Below are 23,372 nucleotides of genomic sequence, written 5' to 3' on the forward strand. Positions count from 1 at the left end.
GGGTAATACGCAAAGGCTTCTTTCCGAAATCGGGAAGCCTGACAAGAAATGTGATTGACACGACGCTAGTACTCACCTTTTTGCTATAGTATTGATTATACTTGTAAAAAGCAAAAAATCCGGTAGCCATAAAAGCTATCGGATTTTTTTAATGAATAATAATAGTAAAAAAACTATTGTACCACCCTTGATAAAGTATTAGAATAAACTTCCTGTCCTTTGCGACCCACAACGCGGGTTCTGGCGTAAATACGTTTGCTGCTTGCCAGGTTTTTAAATACATGGGCTTTAGAAGAGCTCACTTCCGTATTCCATTTTGCTTCTTCCGTAAGCTCGTCATAAGTATATTCATGTACATATGAAATAGCATTTGGAGAGCCCGAAGAATTTAACTTAATCTCGCCGATATTAGATCCGTCTGAAAGCGTGAAATTTTTGGGAGCAGTAATAATAGGGGTGATCCCTGAATTGGAAGATACATCAAATCCGCTACTCATCAGCTTACTCCGATCGTTAAAAGCTTGCGATTCTACGTTGATAGCAAGTTCCTGCATGTTACTCAGCAATTGTTTCCTGAGCTGATTTTTATAGGCGATCTGAACTTTATCGCCGGTTCTGGCTTTGTTAAGGCTTACATTGAATTCCTTACTCAGCGCGGTAAAATCCTGCAAGCTGGGAACAGTAGTAGGAAAATTATCATTTTCTGTCAGGCTTTCTACAATCTGCTTCGCTTTAAAATCAAGAGCTACATCGTTGTACTTGCTGTAATTAGTAATCAGTCTGTCTTTTTTCATGGTTTTTAAAAATTTGGTTAAACCTAAAGCTAGATAAGCCATTGAGTATAAACAAACCATGTTATGCGAGATCGCGCGAAATAGCATCAGTTTATTCCAACTTATTCCAAATCCGTCCGTATTGCGCTTTAGCTATCCAAAACACCCAAAATTGTGTGGATTTTTCAGAAAACAAAGAATTTCTATTCTTTTAAATTAAAATAGTTGAATCCGTAGCCTTTCGGAATGAATCCGTAGCCCTTCGGAATGAATCCGTTGCCCTTCGGAATGAATCCGTAGCCTTTCGGAATGAATCCGTAGCCCTTCGGAATGAATCCGTAGCCTTTCGGAATGAATCCGTTGCTCTTCGGAATGAATCCGTTGCCCTTCGGAATGAATCCGTAGCCCTTCGGAATGAATCCGTGAGCCTTCAGAATGAATCCTTTTGGGAAAAGAATGAATCTTTAATCCTGATTTCTGAAATCCTAAAAAGGGAAGAAGTAATTGTTGGCTTATTTTTTTCTGTTTTCCTGAATTACTCTTACGATGGCTTCTTCGGAAGAGCCGATGTATGAAGCCAAATGAGCAGTGGTAATATATTGCCCTCTTTTTAAACCAAAATTTTTCTTAATTCTGGAGTAGCGATATTTGGCACCGGTTAAACTTACATGGTAAATGGGAATCAAGTCGGCGACATATACAATAAATGGCATAGGTAATTTATTCATATCTTATCGTTTTTTATAATATAACGAAAATTAATCGTTTAGTAAATTTAATACTTTTAGTTATTTATATCAATAAAAATTTATCAAAGTGAAATTTTTTGTTTTTTTAATAGGGTTTTTCGGTTTTTAAATGTATGATAACCCCTTTTAGGATCTAATTTTAAAACTTGATTATTTTGCTTAGCTATTAATGTTTGTTGTTGATTTGGTTAATAAACACTTTAAGTATGCCTCATATGGCAGGGGTGTTAAAGGAGGGTGGTTCTGTCTAAAAAAGGAGGTTTGATAAGGGAAAAGTCCAGATCGGGTTTTTAAGATGGTCTTTGGCTCGGTACCTCAGTTAGGGTAGGGGCCTTAGGAATTATAAATAGGAAAGCTTCTTATTCTCGCTCTTTACAGGGGGCTTTTAATAATTTAATGTTCTATGGGCTTTAATAAGTAAACAAGCAAATTTTCTAAATTGATTATAAAAAATCCAGAGGGCTGGGAGTTCGCTTTTTATCAATATCGGTGATATGGGTATAGATCATGGTTGTTTTAATATTTTCATGACCAAGTAATTCCTGTACAATCCGGACATCAATTCCAGATTGAATGAGATGTGTCGCATAGGAATGTCTTAATGAATGTACCGTGCCTTCGGTTTTGATTTTTGCTTTTGCCAACGCTTTTTTCAAAACCAACTGCACACTGCGCTCGCTGTATCGATTTCTTTTTTCTCCCTCGAAAAGATAGTGCGAGGGCTTGTAAACCTGATAATAGTCGCGCAAAATAGTCAAAAGTTTATCCGGTAACGATACTATCCGGTCTTTATTACCTTTACTCTGGTTGATTCGGATAATTTTATCGGATGAACGTATATCGCTTATCCGGAGATTTAACAATTCGTTCAGACGCAAACCACAACTATAAATGGTCATCAACATGGCTTTGTGCTTTAGATTTTCGGTACTGTCTAATAATTTTCGAACCTCTTCTTTGGAAAAGAATTTGGGCAATTTAGAAAATGACCTTTTTGGATATAAATAGTCTAAGGAAATCTTCTCGTCTAAAATCAATTCGTAAAGCTTTTTTATAGCTCCGACTAAACCTTTTTGGTATGAAGCACTGATGTTTTCGTTCTCTACTTTTTCGTTTATAAAAGTTTCTATAATTGCTATTGGTACGTCTTTTAAAGACGCGAATTTGTCAACATATTTGAGAAATAAACCGGCATAATCCATATAGGATCTTATGGTATTGCTGGCGTATCGCTGAATCACCAGCTTTTTTTCAAACGATGTTAATATGGTTTCGCTATCCATTCCTATATAACAATGTTTTTGTGGAATTTGTTTCGCTATCCATTTTTTTGAAATTGATTTACTGTTAAATTAAAATGGTTTTTATATATTTATAAAAACATAAAGCGAAATACGCATATAGAGATGGATTGGCGAAACTTTTATGTTATTTGCTTCGCTAACCGTGATGTTATGCGGCAGCTTAAAAGACAACAACCAACGACATTGACAGTAAGAAAATGAAATCAGATAATAAACTTGCAGGACTTGGACTTTTGACAGCAATTTCGGCATCACTATGCTGCATTACACCTGTTTTGGCTCTGTTGGCTGGAACAAGTGGACTTGCTTCTACTTTCTCTTGGCTTGACCCATTCAGACCATATTTAATTGGCTTGACAGTTTTGGTTCTTGCGTTTGCTTGGTATCAAAAACTGAAACCTCAAAAACAAATTGACTGCTGCGACACAACTGAAAAAACACCCTTTATTCAGACAAAAAAGTTTTTGGGTTTCGTAACAGTTTTTGCAGGACTGATGCTTGCGTTTCCAAGTTATGTCCACATATTCTTTCCAAAGACAGAAAGTCAAACAATCATAACCGACCAATCAAACATTAAAACAGCAGAATTTACAATTAACGGAATGACTTGTGCAGGTTGTGAAGAAAACGTAAATCACGAAGTAAATAAACTGACAGGAATAATTAAGACGAATGTTTCTTACGACAACGGCAACGCAATCATAGAATTTGATAGAACTCAAACCGACATTCAAGAGATAGAAAAAGCCATAACTAAAACAGGCTATTCCGTAACCGACAAAAAAGAAATAAAATGAACATAATCCTGCAATCAACTATCACTTGCCCTGAATGTGGACATAAGAAAGAAGAAACTATGCCGACAGACGCTTGCCAATATTTTTACGAGTGCGAAAGCTGCAAAAAGGTATTAAAGCCAAAACAGGGCGACTGTTGTGTATTTTGTAGCTATGGAACAGTGAAATGTCCATCCATTCAAGCCGGGACAAATTGCTGTTAAAGACAATGATAAAACTGACTGAAATCGAAAGCCGACCGCATAACATCGGTTTTGCAATATGGCGGGTGAAGTGCTACTATGAAACATTTGTGCAAGATTCAACATCAGTAATTCTATTGAACTTTTGTGCTAAAATGCCGCCACATCGCAAAGCCGTAAACCGTTAGCTGCAACCCTAAAAAACAGACGACAGTGCAAAAATTAACGAACAGACAGACGGCAAAAAAGCCCACCCGCAAAATGGCACATTTGGTTTTTGCCGACACACGAGCCAACGCTCAAAAAACCAAAAGAGCCATTTTTTTGCCAACGCTCTGACACCGTTTCGACCGAAAAACTTATCTTAACCGACTGAAATAGAAAATATAATTTGTAGATGATTTTAAAAGAATTGAAACCAAGAAAGGCACTAAACAAAGCCTTTTTAAAAGTAAAACCGAACAGGACTGAAATTGAAGGTTTCAAGACCAATCTTATTACTTTACTCGACAGAACAAATGACACGGAAAGCGAAGAGTTTCATAAGAACTTGGTTTCCGACTTTCTAAAGAAAACCTATTACGACCCAAACCATTTTATAAATACCAAAGGTCGCAACGACCTTGTTATTCATAACGGACAAAATGCAAACTCGACAGTTGGCGTAATTCTCGAAGCTAAAAAGCCGACCAACAAAGCCGAGATGATTACAACCAAAAAATTGAATGCAAAAGCATTTCAGGAATTGGTTTTGTATTATTTACGTGAGAGAATTACTCATAAAAACCTTGAAGTAAAACATTTGGTGGCAACAAACATAAACGAATGGTTCATTTTTGACGCTACCCTATTCGACAGACTTTTTGCCCAAAACAAAAATCTTGTAAAGCAATTCAACGACTTTGAAGGTGGACGATTGGCAGACACGAAAACCGATTTTTTCTACAAACAAATTGCCGAGCCGTTTATTGACAGTATTACTTCTGAAATTGAATTTACCTATTTCAACATTCAGGACTTTCAAAAACCGTTACGCAATACCGACAAAGCAGACGATAATTCGCTGATTGCTTTATTTAAAATTTTATCACCTGAGCATCTTTTAAAACTTCCTTTCACCAACGACAGCAACAGCCTTGACAAACGCTTTTACAGCGAATTGTTGCACATTATCGGCTTGACCGAAACCAAAGAAGGAAGCAAAAAACTGATTGAGCGAAACAAAGCGGGTGAGCGACACACAGGAACAATTCTTGAAGATGCCATCATTCAGCTTGACAGCTTAGATAAACTCAACAGACTTGAAAAACCAAACCAATTTGGCAACACACAACAAGAACGACTTTTTAATGTTGCTCTTGAACTTTCTATCACTTGGATAAACCGTATTTTGTTTTTGAAGTTGTTGGAAGCTCAATTAATCACTTATCACAAGGGCGACAAATCTTTTTCGTTTCTCAATCTTGACAAAATAAAGAACTATGACGACCTGAACAGCTTGTTTTTTCAGGTGTTGGCACGCAAGTATGACGAGCGAAACGAAGATGTAAAAAAGGCATTTGAAAAAACACCTTATCTCAATTCATCGCTTTTCGAGCCAACCGATATTGAGCAGGTTACTTTGTTTATCAGCAATCTGAAAGACGATAAAACCATCCCGATTTTTTCGCAAACCGTGCTGAAAGACCAGCAAGGCAAAAAACGAACAGGCAATATTTCCACGCTTCAATACTTGTTTGAGTTTTTAGATGCTTACGATTTTGGAGCTGAAGGTGGAGAAGAAATTCAGGAAGACAACAAAACCCTGATTAACGCTTCGGTTCTTGGATTGATTTTCGAGAAAATAAACGGCTACAAAGACGGTTCATTTTTCACTCCCGGCTTCATCACAATGTATATGTGCCGTGAAACCATTCGCAAAGCCGTTGTGCAGAAATTCAACGAAACCAAAAAATGGAATTGCACAACGCTTGAAGAACTTTACGACAAAATTGAAGACCGCAAAGAAGCCAACAAAATTGTAAACAGCATCAAAATTTGCGACCCTGCCGTAGGTTCAGGTCACTTTTTAGTTTCGGCACTCAATGAAATGATTGCCGTTAAAAACGACTTGAAAATTCTGCAAGACCGAGACGGAAAACGCCTGAAAGAATATCAGGTGGAAGTGGTAAATGATGAATTGATTGTAACAGACGAAGAAGGTGAACTTTTTGAATACAACCCAAGCAACAAAGAAAGCCAGCGAATACAGGAAACGCTTTTCCACGAAAAGCAAACCATAATTGAAAACTGCCTTTTCGGTGTGGACATCAATTCCAATTCCGTAAAAATTTGCCGTTTGCGTTTATGGATTGAACTTTTGAAAAACGCTTATTACAAGAACGCCACCGAATTAGAAACACTTCCAAATATTGACATCAACATAAAATGCGGAAACTCTTTGGTGAGCCGTTTTGCAATTGATGCCGACTTGAAACAAGCCTTGAAAAAAAGCAAGTGGACAATTGACAGCTACCGAATAGCCGTTGACACTTACCGAAACGCTGAAAGCAAGGAACAAAAAAGAGAAATGGAACGGCTGATTGCCGACATTAAATCGGATTTTAGAAGTGAAATTTCGCTGAACGACCCGAAAGTAAAGAAGCTACGCAAACTCTCAGGCGACTTGTATCAAATGACCAATCAAGGGCAATTGTTTGAAATGAGCAAAAGGGAAAAAGCCGATTGGAACAAGAAAGTGCAACAACTGACCGAAGAAACCAAAAAACTTGAAACCGAAATTGAAGAAATAAAAGCCAACAAGATTTTTGAAAACGCTTTTGAATGGCGTTTTGAATTTCCTGAAGTGCTAAATGATGATGGTGATTTTGTGGGCTTTGATGTGGTGATTGGAAATCCGCCTTATGTGGTTGTTTTAAAATCAACTTTTGGAAATAATTATTTAGATTTTTTCAATCATAACTACATAACATCAGAATACAATCCGAATACTTATGCTTTGTTCATCGAGTTAGCATTGAGTAAACTTTTGAAAAACAAAGGACAATTTTCATACATAATACCAAACTCTTGGTTAAATGGGAAATACTTTACCAAGTTGAGAGCATTTGTCCAAAATCTTAGTAACAGAGAACTTATTAACTTAAAAGACAATGCTTTTGAAGTAATAGTTGAAACTGTAATTCTTATTTCCGAAAATGAAAATACAGCTCAAAAACCTATCCTAAAAGAATTTGCAGACGGGAATATATTCGTAGAAGTTAATAGCGAATTTGAATTTGGAGTAAATCCGTTTTTTGAATTACAGCTTCCTGATTTCGTTAGCAGAATTATTAAATCCTCAGAGAATATTAAAAATCACTGTTTGGTTTATCGTGGTGTAGAAACAAGAAACAACAATGACTATATTTCAACCACCAAGCACAATGATTTATGGAAAGAAATTTTACTTGGCAAAGACGTTCACAGATATTCCTACAAATACAGCGGCTCTTATGTAAAGTTTGTCCCAAAAGAACTTAAAAGCAATGCGAACATTGACTACTATCTGCGTGATAAAATTTTAATGCGAAGAACAGGGAACTCAATTATTGCTTGTGCTGATTACAATAAGTTTATTGCATTAAAAAATCTCTATCTAATTATTCCAAACGATTTAACACTTCTTCCATTAATTCTCCTTCAACTCAATTCTAAATTGTTTGACTTTATTCATAAATCATTAACAACAGGAGAAAATAAAGCGTTTGCACAGTTTCCGGCACATTACGTAGAAACACTACCTTGTAGAATTGACAATTCTTTAATTGAAAAGTCAATCAAACTTTTTCAACAAAGAGCAAATGACGAAAGCGTAGAAAATCAAATTGACCAATTAGTTTATCAGCTTTACGAGTTGTCCGAAGAAGAAATAAAAATAATTGAAGGCTGATGATTAATGACAAAATATTAGATGAAATGGACTTGCCTTGGGCAAGTTCTAACGAGACATTGGAAATAATTTCTAACAATTATTTTCGCCCTCTATTTAACCCTGATAATTTTCTAATCCGCCCTGAAGCAGAAAGAGATAAAGGAATTGACCACCATATTGAAATAAAAAAGGTAATAAATACTTAAATTTTCGTTTTGTTATTCAGCTTAAAGCAACTGATAGTAAAGATTTCAATAATGACGGAAGTATAAGTATTCAACTTGATACAAGTAATATCAATTATCTTTTGAATAACCCAATGCCCGCTTTTTATGTCTTGTTTTTTAAAGAAACTAATACGTTTTATTATGAAAGCATAAATAATTTTGCTCAATCACTTTATAAAAAGGATGCTAATTGGAATGCACAGCCAAGTCACGTATTGAGATTTTCAAAACCTTTTAATGAATCAGCGATTGAAGAAATATTTCATCTTACGTTAAAGAAGGGAAAGTTTCAAAGAACTATTAATGAAAAAGTAATTGCACAATCAATAACAGTAAACACAGGAGATAAAATTTTAATTGACACTGACTTTAATGTTGCAGACGATGGAGAAATAAGAAAATTAATTGAAGGTATCGGACTCGAAATAATAAATGAGGGAAAGTGGAAAGATTTAATTTTTGTTCACAAGAAAGCATCAGGTAATGTAGCTTCCACTTCTAAATACAACCTTGTATTAGGCATTGCAAATTATTACAATGGCAATTTAATTGATGCACTTTCATTTTTCAGAACCTCAACGAATCTTAAATCGGAACTAACAGAGGATTTGAGAAATCACCTTCTATTTTTTGACACCACAGTTAAGTATTCAATCGGTTTAATTTCCTATGAAGAATATGATAGGAAAATGCAACAGTTGGAAACTGCTGATAATGTAGGGCTTTACATTAAGTTGGAGAAGGCTAAAAGAAAATATATTGAATCACTTAACATAAATTCAACCGACCGTTACGAAAACTTTGTTTCTGATATTAATGCGATAATCACTGACCCAAAAGCAAATGATAGTATCAAACTTAATGCAAAATGTGAGTTGATTCTATTCGAGGGTTATAAAAACAATATGGAGTATGTAAAAGGTGTTTCAATGATTAATGCCTTGGAAGAAAGTATCGGTCCAAATATTCAATTACGAGTAGATTCTGCCAAAAGATTTATCTCAGCTAATGAAACTTGGTTTAAAAATGTGCAACAATTAAAGGAGGATGCGATTAATACCAAAAATTACTTCGCTTATTACATTGCTCTTATAAATGAAGTTAAAATCAATTATGAATTTGAGGTTTACACTGCAAATGTTTTTATAGTTCAAGATATACCTGAATTTCCAAAACCTGAAATTCCCGATAAAGAACCATTCTTTGAAAGTATGTTAGAAAAAATCTCAAAAGCTGTTAGTTACTTTTATCATATCGGCCACATTGAAAATACTGTTGCTGCCTTATCAACAAAATATGAAATACTTCACTATTTGAATCGTATTGAAGAGGCTGAAAAAGGTTTATCCGACCTTGAATCAATAATTGAATCTTATGATTTAACTGAGCAGAAGAAGAAATTAGAGATATTAAAAAATAATGGAGCAACTCACCAACATTTCAAGGTGTGGATGGATAAAATATTCAGTGAATCTGATGCTAAAAAAAGAGAGTATGATGAAATGAGAAGCGAAATGATAAAAATGGATGAAAAAGAGAGCAAAGTCAAAGAAAAGTCCACTACAAAAAACTTACACATTCATTTATTTCCTATTGGTCACTTCCAATTCCCAGTCGAACAAAAGGAATTAGTTTACGAGATTTTAAATATTTCAATGGAAGCGAGAAAAACATTTGATGAAATGTTTAAAATGGTAATACCAGTTGCTAATATTTACTATAATCCTATTAGCCAAGAAGGTTATGTTGATGGCAAACTTGCCGACACAGGAATAGAGGTTTGGAGAAACATATTTCGTGTCCGAAAATCATTTTATGAAAACAAATTTTATAGATACGAACCGAGTTTTTAAAAATATCAATGACAGGATTTGACGACATACTAAAATCAGCACAATGGCATCAAAGCATTCAGAAATCTTTGGGACTTACTTCCCAATTATCTGAGATGATGAAAGCCCAGGAGCAAATTACAAAGAGTTTAAGCGGAGTTAGTATGATAATAGAACTTGCTAAGAGTATGCAAAAACATCATAGAATGTTTGAGAACCCTACTCTATCTGCAATTGAAGCAATGACAAAAGGTTTGAGCCTTCAAGCAAAATTTGCCATACCGCAAACAACGCTTGATGCAATCACATCAATAAACCGACAACACGACCAGCTTTTTGGAAATCTCAGAAGTATAACGGAAGCAATAAATAAAAACCAAGCTGCATTTAATCAAATTAATAGTTGGCAATTTGCTATCAGTGGCATATCAGGACAATTAGCAGCAATTGCGGCAAGTCAAAAAAAATGGAATTTAATTGACGATTTTGAAGAAATCACAGAAGAAGCCGTTTCGCTTAACGAAAGAATTTTTGATGAAAATGGTGTAACAAAAGAAGGGTTAAACGAACTAAAAGCGTTTTTTCAAAGAATTGAAATCAAGGTTGACAAAATTGATGCGGATGCAAATGCACTATTTTGGAAAGTATTAGCATTATTGAGTTTTGCTCTTGCCTTGTTAAGCGAAGCAAGAAATTGGTTGCCAAAACCAGAATATGCGACAAAACAAGAAGTTGAAACAGTTATCAAAGAACAATTTGGCATTTACGAAAAGAAATTAAAAGACGACAAAGAATTCAGAATTACGAGCAGAAATTGTAAGGTAATGTCAAAGCCACGTTTGAAATCCTTAGTAATTGAAAAACTTCCAATAGACTTTGAAGTAACTGTATTACAAGTTAATCATAAGTGGGTTTATGTAACCTATTTCAGTCCCATTGACAACTTACCACAGACAGGTTGGATAATGAAAAAATATTTAGACAAACCCGAATAGAATGACACCAAAACCAACGCTTCACAGCAACACACATTACCAAGTCGCACAAGCCAACGCGCAAGCCAAAACTTGGCAAAGAGTGTGTCTGTCCCACAGCACAACCGACAGACAATCAACACGAAAGACAGAAGGGCAGCAGCTAACAGCGGTTTGGCGTAATGGCGGGTTCAGTGCTTCGTATGACAGTTTCGTGGTAGGTTCAAGTGCAGTTCTTCGATTGAACTTTTGTGCTAAAAATCCGCCACTACGCCAAGCCGCAAAACGTTATGGGCAATTTTATAGACGAGACCTCGAATGAAAAATAATATTCTGACTTTAATATTTTTGCTAATAACGATAACTACTTCAGCGCAAAATAAAATGGAAAATAAATTTATTACTTGGGACAACTTTGTAGAAAATTTCGGAAAAGAAATGGTTTCAGCAGAAGACGTTTTTAACAATATGGTTAAGAACGGACTTAAAAATAATACTCTTACAAAAATGGATTTCACATTCGTGTCTGACGAAAAGGAAAATCTAATAAAATTAGGAGAGTTTATTAAAACACATTATCCTTATACAATTCAAGAAGTTAAAAGATTTGAAAACCTTTGGGAAATTAATGGAGAAACAAATGAATTTCCAATGACTTCTGACAACTTATTGTATTGGGCATTAGATATGTACAAAAGAGGATATGAATTTGATGCAACACTTGAGGCTTATGGAGGACTGGCTAATTCAAAAACAGCAAAATTTCCGATAACGGACATTTCAAAAACAGACTTTTATTTTGACAAAGGAATTGAATGTTACAATAACGGAGATTTGAGTGGAGCAATTTTTAATTGGACATTAACAATAGAAATTGATCCAAAAGATCCAAATGCATATTATTCGAGAGCAATAGTTAAAAATGAACTTTATACCTGGAAATCTGCACTAAAAGATTACGACGAAGCAATAAAAATAGCTCCAAATTTTGTAAGTGCTTTAATAAATCGTGGTGGACTAAAAGACGAAAACGAAGATTATCAAGGAGCAATAGTTGATTATGAAACAGTTTTAAAACTTGATAAACTAGAAGCTGAAGAAAAACAACAAGCTTATTTTAATTTAGGCAACACTTACTATAACCTGAAAGATAAAAAGAAAGCCTGCGAAAATTGGAAAAAAGCTCTAGAAAACGGTGCGGAATACGCAAAAGAACGAATAAAAGAATATTGTAAATAATAAAAACTGCCCATAACAAGGGTAACTGTTGCACAACCCCAATTTTCCAAGAAAACACAAAATATCAGACCTTGTTTAAGTCTTTTTAAGCGAGGTTTGTTTTAAAAAAGAATTTAGGTTTTGGATTTTTAAAGAAGCCGTTATCGGCTAAAAACAAGCAGATACAATCTCTTTTTGAAGAAACAAAGCTTTGCCTTGGCCAAAGCTAATAATTGAGGCTTTTTACGTTCAAACTTCAGGTACTTCTTCAAATTATAGCATAGGGCCGCCATTAGCACATGCTTGTTCGCCTGTGCCATCCCATGGCTGTTCAGCCTTTTCATATTGTGGTGCTTGAGTAAGGTTTCTAAAACTGGGCTCTACCGTGAAGCTTCGGCATTTCATGAATCTGCGATGGTAAGCTTTGCTTGATAAATTTATTATCGTAATATTGCAATATAGAATTTAATAAAGAATGGGAGCAACTAAAACAGAGCATTTCACAGACCAGCAAAACCAAATTGCTACCATCGCAAAAGCGTTGGGACATCCTGCGAGAATTGCAGTTATCGAGTATTTAATGAAGGTAAATGAATGTATTTGTGGCGACATTGTGAATGAACTTCCATTAGCTCAACCAACCGTTTCGCAACATCTGAAAGAATTGAAAAACGCTGGAATTATAAAAGGAAATATCGAAGGAAACTCCATTTGCTACTGCATCGATGAAAAAACAATCGAAATTTTGAATGTTTATTTCTCGAAAATTGTAGAAGCCGTTTCTAAAGCCAAATGCTGTTAATGCATTTTTTTGACCAATCATATCGCAACATTGCTTTTAAACTATAAAGAATAAAAAAATGAAATTATCAGAGGTAAAACAGATTTTGCCAACATTAGAGAATGTAGAATTTCAATTAGAAAACGGAACTTTTGTTCCGGAACATTTTCACGTTACAGAAGTGGGGATAATTACCAAAAACTTTATCGATTGTGGTGGCGTAATTCGCACAGAAAAAGTCGTAAACTTTCAATTGTGGAATGCAGACGATTTCGAACATCGTTTAAAACCAAATAAATTGCTCAACATCATCAAACTATCCGAAGAAAAATTGGGCATTGAAGATTTTGAAATCGAAGTAGAATATCAATCGGAAACAATAGGAAAATACGATTTAGAATTTAACGGAAAAACATTCGTTTTGATTAATAAAACTACAGCTTGTTTGGCCCAGGATGCTTGCGGAATTCCAACCGAAAAGCAGAAGAAAAATTTAGTAGAATTATCCGTAAATCAAACAGTTTGCAAACCAAATTCGGGCTGTTGTTAGCATGAATGAAAGATTAATAAAATACAAGAAACCAATTATTATCACAACATCTGTTATAGTGTTGCAACTTATTTTCGGCTTCGACCCAAAGTTCTGCATCATCAATATCATTTGGTTATTAGTTTAACATTATGACAAAAAAAGTATTAGTTCTTTGCACAGGAAACAGTTGCAGAAGCCAAATTGCGGAAGGATATTTAAGACATTTTGCAGGGCAGAAAGCAGAAGTTTTTAGTGCAGGTGTAGAAACTCATGGCGTAAACCCGAAAGCAATCGCTACGATGAAAGATGACGGAATTGATATTTCAAATCATACCTCAAATAACATTGACGAATATCGAGACATAGATTTTGACTTTGTAATAACGGTTTGTGATAATGCCAAAGAACGCTGTCCTTTCTTTCCGACAAAAGCTCGAAAGTTTCATTATAATTTTCCAGACCCAGCAAAAGCAATAGGAACAGACGAGGAAATTGCCACAGAATTTAGAAAAGTAAGACAGCAAATTAAAGATTATTGCGAAAATTTTGTTGCTGAAAATTTGTAACCGGACGGCCAGAAAGAACCCGCCACCTGATATTTTTTACCAAATGTGAAATGATTAAACAACAGCGATTACTAAATTGCGACAATGAAAGAATTGATAGAATATATTTTACAGTTCGGCAATTTAAATGAACAGCAAATTGACCTTATAACAAGTAAAGCGACTGAAAAAGAACTTCGTAAAGACGAGTATTTTTCGGAAGCCGGTAAAATTCCACGACAAGTCGGTTTCGTTGTAGACGGTGTAGTTCGTGGCTGTTATTATAACAACAAAGGCGAAGAAATTACGCGTTGCTTTATTCCTGAAAATAATATGGCAGTTGATTATCCCAACTTTGAAACCAATTCTGCTTCGGCTGAATACTTGCAAGCGAGCACTAATTGCAAACTCATTGTGTTTTCAAAACAAGATTGGGACGAACTTTCGCATACCATTGTCGGCTGGGACAACATTAGGAACAAAATGGTTCAGAAATGTCTTTATCAAAAATCCAGAAAAAGCCCCGTAATTTCACAAGACGCAACTACACGCTATTTGGAATTTCTTGAAAATTATCCAACACTAACCAATCGTGTTTCGCTTGCTCATATTGCTTCTTATTTGGGCGTTACACAACAATCATTGAGCAGAATTAGAAAAAACATTCGCTAAAATCACTTTTTACCATTTGGTAAATACACTCATTTTTTTTTGTTCAAACTTTACACCGTAAATTTTAAAACAAATAAAAAATGAAGTCAGCACTTATCACCGGAGCAAACAAAGGCATAGGTTTAGAAACTGCAAAACAACTATTGAAAAAGGGATTTTATGTTTACATAGGAAGCCGAAATTTAGGAAACGGTTTACATGCAGTTGAAAAACTAAAAGCACAAGGATTGACAAATGTAGAAGCCATTCAACTCGACGTAACCGATGACAATTCTGTAAAAAATGCAAGAACAGAAATTGGCAAAAAGAGAGCGAGTTTGGACGTATTGATAAACAACGCAGGTATCAATGGTGGTTCGCCATACACCGCATTAGAAGCAAATTCAGAGCAATTTTTGGCAACATTTGCCACAAACGTTTTTGGTGTTGCAAGAGTAACACAAGCATTTATTGATTTGCTTAAAAATTCGACTGAACCAAGAATTGTGAACGTGAGCACAAGCGTTAGTTCGCTTACGCTGCAAAGCGACCCAAATTGGTTTGCTTACAACTTTGCAAAATATGCGGTTTACGGATCTTCGAAAGCAGCTTTAAATATGTTTACCGTTCATTTAGCTTACGAACTTCGCGACACAGCCTTCAAAGTTAATGCAGTTTGCCCCGGCTACACTAAAACAGATTTTACAGGTTACAATGGTGGCGAAGTTGAAGAAGCAGGAAAACGTATTGTGAAATATGCTTTGTTAGATAAAGACGGTGTAACAGGAAAATTCATCAGCGAAGAAACCAATCCCGAAACAGGCGAAATTGCCTGGTAACAAATAAACAACGAATCGATAAAAATATCGGTTTTTAGTAATTGGGGTTAAGTGTTAAATATCAACTTCAGCAATTCTCTTAGCAATGTTTTAGATTGAGAAAATTCAAGTACAACCGATGGTTGACCACTCGATAAATTTCTCAATAAAAGCTGTCGCAAAAACTACGACAGCTTTTATTGAGAAAGCCAGATTTCTTATTGAATTATATTTTCAACCCATTCTATTCCACTAATGTCAATTAGTTTCAAAGTATAGTCTTTCTTTATAATAATATCATCCATATCAAGGGTAACATCGGCCTTTGCCCCAAGAGGAATAATCAAACTATGTTTTCCCGGTTTTATTTTCGCTACATAATGATTATTGATTTTTTCTTTTGGAAATCGAGATAATTCGTCTTGTCCAATAGATTTAACTAATTGATTGTTTTCGTCCAATATCTGTATACCAATCAAAAAAGAACCGTAAACATCGGCTCCCTCTACCCGAAATATCTGGAAGGTGAGTTGAGAGCCATCATACTTTACATTTGAAATTTCAACTTTTGGTTTCACAGATTTGTTGTGGAGCCTACCAAATACACCACCGTGAAAATACTGATTGGTAAACAAAGTCAATCCGAAAATAAATACAGACATTATCAGAACTTTTGGAGCCAGGTTTTTGATTGGAAGCGCTCCTGAGCCTAAATAAGCAAACCACTTTTTATTTGTAAAACGACAGGATTTATTCATCAGATAATAATCTAAAGAATAATTACTACTTCCTGTAAGGAATAAGGTAAAACCGCCTGCTACACCCAGCACTCCAATTTGCCATTCGTCTAAACAGGTTGTTCCAAGCCAACCTGAACCCAAAAGGATACCCATTGCCAGGAAGAATACTCCAATACTCATCAACCTGGTAAAGAAACCTGCAATTATAAGCAAGCCTACAATCGCTTCTACGATCGTAAAAGTAACCATTGAGATTTGTAAAGCATCTGGATTAGAAACTAAGTATTCGATAATAGGTTTGATACCTAATGCATTGGGTAGAAAATGATTAAACTTTTCGCCTATGTAACCTGCTTCTTCAGGGATTAGTTTGTTGTCTAAAATTAGTCGTCTCCAAAATGCAGAAAAATACGTCCATCCAATTACCCAACGTAAAGCTAAAGTGAAAAGTCCCGAAACATTATCGAACTGATTTTTATAATTAGCATCCATAATATTTAAAGAATTAAAGTTTTAAAACCTTGCTCTTGCAAACCGAACATATAAATAAGTCCATTTTCTGTTCGAAGCATTTCTTTAGGGAGTAATAATTCGTCAACACCAAATTGTTGAATTGAAAGACCACAAACTAGAATCTTAATTTGATTTATGTTTACTGCATCGATAATTTGTTTTTGTAAATCTTTGTTAACCGAAATTTCTTTGACCAATTCTCCGCACACTAAAATTTGAAAGTCTATTTTTCTACTTTTCGATTTTAAAACCTTACCTGTTTTAATTCCTGCTATAAGATGCTGTGTTTTCATAACCAGCATAGCATACTTCCCGTTTTTACGCAGGGAGTTTTCTATTTGTTGAATGCTTGGAGAGTTTTGCGCATTCGAGTTCGTTGCTCCCAATAGTAGTAGAGCAATTGATAAAATGATATATGATTTCATTAAATTGATATTTTATTAAACGTGTAAAATGTAAGCTGTAATTGAATTACGCTATATCAATTTTCAGACGTTTATATAAAATATATTTTGGGGGACTGTTGCCAGAAGATATATGTGAATAATCACTATGAATTTTAACAGAATTTACTGCATAATAGCCGAAAAAATTAACAGTTTCAATCTGTTTATTTACTTTCGATTTCTTTTCGGACGAAAGTTGTTGATTTTCTTTTTTTAAGTACGAACAAGCACTTTTCTGAGCCGTTGTCCTTGACTTATTGAGTGGTTTTGTATAGTCAGTATTTAGCGTAAGGAACAATGATTCCTTAGCCATACAAGGACTTAACGAAAATAAAATAAACCAAACCAATAAGATGTGCCTAAAGTTTTTGATATGGTTTTCAATTTTCGTCATTGCTGTAAATATACAGATAAAATATGATTGGAGTCGCTCAGTCATTAAAGCATGTTTATTCGGCTGTGCTATTCTTGGCTAATAGTTGCTATTGTTTGAGAAGGAAAGTTCATGAGACCGCAGGTTGTTCGACCGAATAAAGCTTTCAAAACTTAATAGAAGCACCATAAACAATCTGACAAATTAGTTTTAAATGCAGGATTGTTTTTAAGGCTTGAGTTGGGGGAATTTTTACTGATTAGAAATCTAAAATCCAATAAGTTATTTGTGATTGAATTTCAAAATACGAAATTCGCATATAGAGCTGAATCGGCAGAACTTTGGTTCTCATAAATAGTTAGTAGCAACCATTTTAAAACGGCTACGCGAAATAGGAGAGACTATAAGGCAAATTATAAACTGAAAATGGAACAAAACAATAACGGACAGAATAACAGCAGACGGACAGCGACGCCCTTTGCCCAAACTTACTTTCACGGAACAAAAGCCGACTTGAAAGTTGGCGATTTGATTGAACCTGGTTTTAACTCAAACTTTGGACAAAGAAAAAACGCAAAATACATTTTTTTATCTGCTACATTGGACGCCGCAATATGGGGTGCAGAACTGGCCTTTGGCAACGGACGAGAAAGAATTTATTTGGTAGAACCAACAGGACAAATTGAGGATGATCCCGATTTGACAGACAAGAAGTTTCCAGGAAATCAACTAAATCTTATCGTTCAACCAAACCTTTTAGAGTTGTAGGCGAAGTAACCGCTTGGCAAGGGCACTCGGCTGAACAAGTAAAGACAATGAAAGAACATCTTGAAAGACTTAACGAGCAAGGGATTGAATCATTAAATGACTAAAGAAATGGCGAAAAGTAAATTAATTGAGATGCACAACGTTGGTATCGTTGTAGAATCTCTTGACAAGGTAATCCCTTTTTTTGAAGAAATTGGTCTTACACTTCAAGGCAGAATGATAGTTGAAGGCGAATGGGCTGGGAGAGTAACAGGTTTAGGTAACCAAACCGTAGAAATTGCAATGATGGAGACTCCTGATGGCCATTCACGGCTTGAGCTGTCTCAATTTATTGTACCTAAAGTAGTTTCAGACCACAGAAAAGCTCCAGTAAATTCTCTTGGTTATCTCAGAGTAATGTTTAGGGTTGATAATTTGGAAGAACTTGTAAAGAGACTTATTAGTAAAGGGTACGTTCTTGTTGGGGAAATTGTTCAATACGAGAATACGTATAAGCTCTGTTATATTCGTGGTGAAGAAGGACTGCTTGTTGGGTTAGGTCAAGAAATTAAATCTTAAAAACGTAAACAACCAATCGCTAATACTGTCATCGGTAAATATGCGGTATTGAGGCGAAAGAGAGGCTGTTCCGCATATATAATGAACTCTATATAAGATGAAGTTCTATAGTTTCGAATTTATTGTAAAACTTATCATTATCATTTTATAACATCTTAAAATACGAGAGTGATACCGATATCCGTATTTTTTTGGTATTATTGATCCTTGATTCTATTTAACTCAAAAAGAGACAATGTGAATCAATTTGATAGGGGCTGGGATACAGCATGTGCAGATAGAGAAAATAAATTCGCTTTTATTGCTAAATTTATGCCCATTACACACTTATTGGATATGAACTTTATTGTATTACGTAGAATAACCGCAAAAGAGGGAATCTACCTGATTGTAACAGACTACAATATAGATGAGTTAAACAAAGGTTTTAATTTCTGGAAGAAAAACTACATAACTTCGAGTAACGAAACTTATAGCCGTCTTATCGTAGATGTCGTTTATGATAATGAATCTCCCATTTCCTCTCTGGAAGAGCTTCAGAATTTGAAAAAGAATCAGGTGGACATGAGAGATATTATAGCAAATTTCAATCTTGAGCTTGACTATAATCAGGAGAAGCGTATGAGAAGTAACTTCAAATTTTTCCTTAATAATAATATGCTTTTATTGCAAGGATATAATAAAGGGGAATATGAACTCTTCGATTTGGAAAAAACTTCCAAATACATACGCCAGGAATTGATGAATAGATCTTTTTGCTAGCATCAATTAAATTATCGGTAAATCGAATGGATTTATCGTCTATTTATACTATAAATGGTTTTTATAGTAGTATTATACTTTTATAATTAATGAAACAGAGGTGATATGTTCTTTATATCACCTCTGTTTCATAGATAAAATTCTTGCCAGGACAGCTACCTGCAGTCCCTTACTTATTTTCTTAACCAGATCAACACAAAACCAGAGACTGTCGTAACTTGATGAGTAATCCGGATTTTAAGGTTACAGCGAAAAAAGACCAGCATTATTTAAAGTAGTTTTCCAGTTATTGGAATCAGAAAATGAGTGGATAACAATCTAAAGACTTCTGAACAGAACAAAGGGAAGGCAAATAAAAGAAACATAGCCTAAATTGTCGTAAATTGATCAAAAACTATTTAATATGGAAACAACAGATGTAATACTGAACGAGAAAAACCGTGGAGAAGTAGAATTATTCTCTGACGGAAAGAAAGTCGGCTTTATGGAAATATCCGTATATAATCAGCGATTGACAGTATACCATACCGAAGTAGACTCGCAATATGAAGGTCGGGGCTTCGCAAAATTACTTTTGGGAAAACTGGTGTCTTATGCCCGTGAAAACGATTTAAAGATTGTTGCACTGTGTCCTTACGTACATGCGCAGTTCAGACGCCATCCAGAGGACTATCAGGACGTTTGGTACAACAAAGAAGCATAAGCCCAAATCAATAGGATAAATATATGTGCGTTGCAGTTGTTATTTTATAAAATCGATAGAAAATTATAAAGCGAATTAACAGAGAGGAAGCGAAGGTGTTAAGTCTTCATGTTTCTGTTAAATCAACTTTTGAAAAGACATGAAATTTCGTTTATTTTTATATAAACAAAATCCGTATGTCAAAAGGAGATGTTTCTAAATCAAATATCCGGTTGGAGTATCCATGGACAAAGGGATCGGAATATCTGTTCAATACGCTGGATTCAGGAAATCAGGGTATTTCGGCAGCTTCTGCTAAAGAGAGACTGGTACAATACGGGCCAAATAGTCTAAAAGGGAAAAACGTATCCAGCGCCTACCTGTTATTTCTTGGTCAGTTTAAAAGTCCCATAACGCTGATATTGATTGCGGCTGCAATACTTTCTTTTCTTCTGCAAGATCGAACTGATGCAATAATTATTCTTCTGATTGTTATGATTAGCAGTTGTTTGGGGTTTTGGCAGGAGTATGGCGCTTCTAATGCTATTGCCAGATTACTTAAACTGGTACAGGTTACGGTTGCAGTATTACGAGAGGGAAAGGAAGAAACGCTGGGGACTGAAGCGATTGTTCCCGGAGATATTGTAATTCTTTCTGCGGGGGATATTATTCCGGCAGATTGTGTGATATTGAGTTCGCAGGACCTTTTTGTAGATGAAGCCGCTTTTACCGGAGAGAGCTATCCGGTTGAAAAACAAGCGGGTATACTTGCAGAAGATGCACCTGTGGCAAAGCGCTCCAATATGTTATTCATGGGATCACATGTTATTAGTGGAAAGGCAAAAGTGATTGTTGTTTCTACAGGGATGGCTACGGAATTTGGTAAGATATCCGACAGGCTGCGACAAAATGCGCCCGAAACTGAATTTGAAAAAGGGATAAAGAAATTTGGTTTTATGCTTATGCAAATTACTCTTGTTCTTATTCTGGTTATTTTTGCTTTAAATGTCTTTCTGCATAAGCCCGTTCTTGATTCCTTTTTATTTTCCCTGGCTTTGGCTGTAGGGCTTACTCCGCAGTTATTACCCGTTATTATTACTGTTAATCTTTCATCGGGAGCCAAGAAAATGGCGGCACAGCAAGTAATTGTTAAACGTTTGGCTGCTATTGAAAACTTCGGGAGTATGAATATTCTGTGTTCTGATAAAACAGGCACAATTACACAAGGTAAGGTGAGATTATATAAGACTTTTGATATGGAGGATAAGGGAAGCGATCTGGTGAATCGCTATGCGCTTTTCAATGCTTCTTTACAACAAGGCTTTAAAAATCCTATTGATGAAGCTATTATTGAGGCTTTTAAAGCAGATATAACGGATTTACCGAAGGCGCTGGATGAGATTCCGTATGATTTTGTAAGAAAGAGACTGAGTATTGTGGTTTCTCTTAACGATAAATCCATCGTGGTTACAAAAGGGGCATTCCAGGAGGTATTGAATATCTGTACGCAAGTGCAGGCAGATAAGGATAAGATTTTGCCTTTGTCGGAAGGCAAAAAAACAAGTCTGGTAGATTTATATGAACGATATAGTAAAGAGGGATACCGAACCCTGGGAATCTGTTGGAAACAGGTAGATGCACCAATAATTTCCCGGGAGCAGGAAAACGATATGGTGTTTTTGGGTTTTCTGACATTTTTTGATCCTCCGAAAGAAAGTGCTATTACAGCGATAAGAAATCTGGAGAAATTGGGTGTAAAACTGAAAATTATTACAGGAGATAATGCGCTTGTAGCAGAAAGTTTGGCTAAACAGGTGGGAATCGAAAACCCTGTGGTGGTTAAAGGCGGTGCAATAAGGAATATCAGTACAGAAGCCTTAAGTGCTAAGGTACACCAGGCAGATATTTTTGCAGAAGTGGAACCCAATCAGAAAGAGCAGATTATCCTTGCTTTGAAAAAGTCTAAACAAGTGGTAGGATTTATGGGAGATGGAATTAATGATGCTGCGGCTTTGCATGCCGCGGATGTTGGAATTTCTGTAGATACCGCCGTTGATGTGGCTAAAGAGGCGGCAGATCTGGTGCTGATGGACCAGGATCTGGAGGTGCTTGCTAATGGTATTAAAGAAGGGCGGAGAACCTTTGCCAATACAATGAAATATATATTTATGGCTACCAGTGCCAATTTTGGTAATATGTTTAGTATGGCAGGCGCTTCGTTATTATTGCCATTTTTGCCACTACTGCCCAAGCAGATACTATTGACTAATCTGCTTACGGATATTCCTGAAACTACTATTGCTACAGACAATGTTGACGAAGAATATATTAATACGCCGCATCGGATAGATATTGGATTTATAAAGAAATTTATGCTTGTGTTTGGGCTGTTGAGTTCTGTTTTTGACTATTGTACTTTTGGAGTACTGATTTTAGTGCTTAAAGCCAATGAACAACAGTTTCAAACAGGCTGGTTTTTAGAATCGGTTGTGTCGGCAGCTCTCATTGTTCTTGTTGTGCGCACCCGACTGCCATTTTTCAAAAGTACACCCGGTAAGCCGTTGCTTATTTCTAATGTATTAGTGATTCTGTTTGTACTTATATTACCATTAACTGCATTAGGTAATCTATTTGGCTTTGTAAACCTTCCGTTGAAGTTTTATGTTTATATGTTTGTTATTATTCTTGCATATGTTCTTACAGCGGATTATATGAAACGATGGTTTTATAGGAAACTGGCCACAGGTTACTGATTAATTATAGGTGAGATATTGAAAGAACACACTAATCCATAATAATAGAATCAAATAAATATTAGCACCTTCTTTACCGCAAAGGTTTACTTATCTATTTTGGTAAGTGCAGAGCCTTTATGGGCAGCGATATGATCTGTTTTACTGCTTTTAATTTCATATTGTGGTTCTTCAGCTGTAGCATGATGGGTATAACCTTTATAATCAAAATCCTTAATATGAACTTTGATCACGGTTCCAATTACCCGACCTGCTTCTGAATTCCAGCTCACTTTGTCTCCAATTTTAAATCTTTTAGTCATGTAATGTTTATTTTCAATTATCATTATCCGAATAGGATACTTTACTCTTAGTCATTTTACAAATGCGGTAAACCGATGCTCGTCAGACTCCTAACAGATGAATAACATTTCAATGAATTAGGAGATCGAATGGCCAATATTGTAATAGAATATTCTTTAAAGCGAATTCATAGAAATGT

22 protein-coding genes and 2 pseudogenes are annotated in these 23,372 nt (G+C 35.4%); 17 read left to right on the top strand and 7 right to left on the bottom strand.

Going from position 1 to position 23,372, the window contains the following annotated elements; all coding sequences use genetic code 11:
• Positions 1-173: 173 nt before the first annotated feature.
• The 3 genes from PEDSA_RS02875 to PEDSA_RS02885 form a co-directional block, all read right to left on the bottom strand.
• The gene (locus tag PEDSA_RS02875; protein ID WP_148233485.1) at positions 174-794 is read right to left on the bottom strand and encodes a hypothetical protein; all 621 of its coding nucleotides are present in this window, start codon (positions 792-794) and stop codon (positions 174-176) included.
• Positions 795-1,285: 491 nt separating this feature from the next.
• Positions 1,286-1,501, bottom strand: a complete 216-nt coding sequence (locus PEDSA_RS02880) for a hypothetical protein (protein ID WP_013631653.1) — start codon at positions 1,499-1,501, stop codon at positions 1,286-1,288.
• 464 nt (positions 1,502-1,965) lie between these two features.
• Entirely contained in the window at positions 1,966-2,805 is an 840-nt protein-coding gene (locus PEDSA_RS02885) for a tyrosine-type recombinase/integrase (protein WP_013631654.1), read from the bottom strand.
• A gap of 218 nt (positions 2,806-3,023) precedes the next feature.
• Here PEDSA_RS02885 and merTP point away from each other — a divergent pair, with 218 nt between their 5' ends.
• The 7 genes from merTP to PEDSA_RS02920 all read left to right on the top strand — a co-directional run bounded on the left by merTP (position 3,024) and on the right by PEDSA_RS02920 (position 11,990).
• The gene (merTP, locus tag PEDSA_RS02890) at positions 3,024-3,623 is read left to right on the top strand and encodes a mercuric transport protein MerTP (protein ID WP_013631655.1); all 600 of its coding nucleotides are present in this window, start codon (positions 3,024-3,026) and stop codon (positions 3,621-3,623) included.
• Complete coding sequence (locus tag PEDSA_RS20485) at positions 3,620-3,826, top strand: GDCCVxC domain-containing (seleno)protein (protein ID WP_013631656.1); 207 nt, start codon at positions 3,620-3,622, stop codon at positions 3,824-3,826. The genes merTP and PEDSA_RS20485 overlap by 4 nt, the downstream gene beginning before the upstream one ends.
• 376 nt (positions 3,827-4,202) lie before the next feature.
• Positions 4,203-7,736: a DUF7149 domain-containing protein gene (locus PEDSA_RS02895; protein ID WP_013631657.1), complete on the top strand. Its 3,534-nt coding sequence runs from the start codon at positions 4,203-4,205 to the stop codon at positions 7,734-7,736.
• A complete protein-coding gene (locus PEDSA_RS02900; protein ID WP_013631658.1) occupies positions 7,736-7,924 on the top strand; it encodes a hypothetical protein in 189 nt (62 codons plus the stop codon). Before PEDSA_RS02895 ends, PEDSA_RS02900 begins: the two co-directional genes overlap by 1 nt.
• A 14-nt stretch (positions 7,925-7,938) precedes the next feature.
• Positions 7,939-9,798, top strand: coding sequence for a DUF4365 domain-containing protein (locus PEDSA_RS02905; RefSeq protein ID WP_083811743.1), 1,860 nt, complete (start codon positions 7,939-7,941; stop codon positions 9,796-9,798).
• 8 nt (positions 9,799-9,806) lie between these two features.
• Positions 9,807-10,772 carry a hypothetical protein gene (locus tag PEDSA_RS02910; RefSeq protein ID WP_013631660.1) on the top strand — a complete coding sequence of 322 codons (966 nt, stop codon included), beginning with the start codon at positions 9,807-9,809 and terminating at the stop codon, positions 10,770-10,772.
• A gap of 297 nt (positions 10,773-11,069) precedes the next feature.
• Positions 11,070-11,990: a tetratricopeptide repeat protein gene (locus tag PEDSA_RS02920; protein WP_013631661.1), complete on the top strand. Its 921-nt coding sequence runs from the start codon at positions 11,070-11,072 to the stop codon at positions 11,988-11,990.
• A 140-nt stretch (positions 11,991-12,130) separates the two neighbouring features.
• Here the strand turns inward: PEDSA_RS02920 and PEDSA_RS20625 are convergent.
• Positions 12,131-12,398, bottom strand: a pseudogene (locus PEDSA_RS20625) (transposase); the annotation flags it as partial.
• Between the two features lie 46 nt (positions 12,399-12,444).
• Between PEDSA_RS20625 and PEDSA_RS02925 the strand changes: the two are divergent.
• From PEDSA_RS02925 to PEDSA_RS02945, 5 genes are all read left to right on the top strand, one after another.
• On the top strand, positions 12,445-12,771 hold the full coding sequence (locus PEDSA_RS02925; protein ID WP_013631662.1) for an ArsR/SmtB family transcription factor: 327 nt from the start codon (positions 12,445-12,447) through the stop codon (positions 12,769-12,771).
• Positions 12,772-12,829: 58 nt separating this feature from the next.
• Entirely contained in the window at positions 12,830-13,300 is a 471-nt protein-coding gene (locus tag PEDSA_RS02930; protein WP_013631663.1) for a DUF6428 family protein, read from the top strand.
• A gap of 131 nt (positions 13,301-13,431) precedes the next feature.
• Positions 13,432-13,848, top strand: a complete 417-nt coding sequence (locus PEDSA_RS02935; protein ID WP_013631664.1) for an arsenate reductase ArsC — start codon at positions 13,432-13,434, stop codon at positions 13,846-13,848.
• An 84-nt stretch (positions 13,849-13,932) separates the two neighbouring features.
• Positions 13,933-14,499 (top strand): Crp/Fnr family transcriptional regulator, encoded by a 567-nt coding sequence (locus PEDSA_RS02940; protein ID WP_013631665.1) that lies wholly within the window; start codon positions 13,933-13,935, stop codon positions 14,497-14,499.
• Between the two features lie 80 nt (positions 14,500-14,579).
• Positions 14,580-15,317, top strand: a complete 738-nt coding sequence (locus PEDSA_RS02945; RefSeq protein WP_013631666.1) for an SDR family oxidoreductase — start codon at positions 14,580-14,582, stop codon at positions 15,315-15,317.
• Between the two features lie 197 nt (positions 15,318-15,514).
• On the opposite strand, the gene PEDSA_RS02950 is transcribed toward PEDSA_RS02945, so the two are convergent.
• Complete coding sequence (locus tag PEDSA_RS02950) at positions 15,515-16,528, bottom strand: TQO small subunit DoxD (RefSeq protein ID WP_013631667.1); 1,014 nt, start codon at positions 16,526-16,528, stop codon at positions 15,515-15,517.
• 5 nt (positions 16,529-16,533) lie between these two features.
• On the bottom strand, positions 16,534-16,974 hold the full coding sequence (locus PEDSA_RS02955) for a hypothetical protein (protein ID WP_013631668.1): 441 nt from the start codon (positions 16,972-16,974) through the stop codon (positions 16,534-16,536).
• Positions 16,975-17,794: 820 nt separating this feature from the next.
• Here PEDSA_RS02955 and arr point away from each other — a divergent pair.
• From arr to mgtA, 5 genes and pseudogenes are all read left to right on the top strand, one after another.
• A pseudogene (gene arr / locus PEDSA_RS02965) lies at positions 17,795-18,240 on the top strand (NAD(+)--rifampin ADP-ribosyltransferase).
• A 4-nt stretch (positions 18,241-18,244) separates the two neighbouring features.
• Complete coding sequence (locus PEDSA_RS02970; RefSeq protein WP_013631670.1) at positions 18,245-18,694, top strand: VOC family protein; 450 nt, start codon at positions 18,245-18,247, stop codon at positions 18,692-18,694.
• Positions 18,695-18,931: 237 nt separating this feature from the next.
• Positions 18,932-19,456 carry a hypothetical protein gene (locus PEDSA_RS02975; RefSeq protein WP_013631671.1) on the top strand — a complete coding sequence of 175 codons (525 nt, stop codon included), beginning with the start codon at positions 18,932-18,934 and terminating at the stop codon, positions 19,454-19,456.
• 403 nt (positions 19,457-19,859) lie between these two features.
• A complete protein-coding gene (locus PEDSA_RS02980) occupies positions 19,860-20,159 on the top strand; it encodes a GNAT family N-acetyltransferase (RefSeq protein WP_013631672.1) in 300 nt (99 codons plus the stop codon).
• A gap of 176 nt (positions 20,160-20,335) precedes the next feature.
• Positions 20,336-22,891: a magnesium-translocating P-type ATPase gene (gene mgtA, locus PEDSA_RS02985; protein ID WP_013631673.1), complete on the top strand. Its 2,556-nt coding sequence runs from the start codon at positions 20,336-20,338 to the stop codon at positions 22,889-22,891.
• Between the two features lie 86 nt (positions 22,892-22,977).
• Here mgtA and PEDSA_RS02990 read toward each other — a convergent pair whose 3' ends face one another.
• Positions 22,978-23,193 carry a hypervirulence associated TUDOR domain-containing protein gene (locus PEDSA_RS02990; protein WP_013631674.1) on the bottom strand — a complete coding sequence of 72 codons (216 nt, stop codon included), beginning with the start codon at positions 23,191-23,193 and terminating at the stop codon, positions 22,978-22,980.
• Between the last annotated feature and the right edge of the window lie 179 nt (positions 23,194-23,372).

The sequence above is a fragment of the Pseudopedobacter saltans DSM 12145 genome, from assembly GCF_000190735.1.
Classification (GTDB): domain Bacteria; phylum Bacteroidota; class Bacteroidia; order Sphingobacteriales; family Sphingobacteriaceae; genus Pseudopedobacter; species Pseudopedobacter saltans.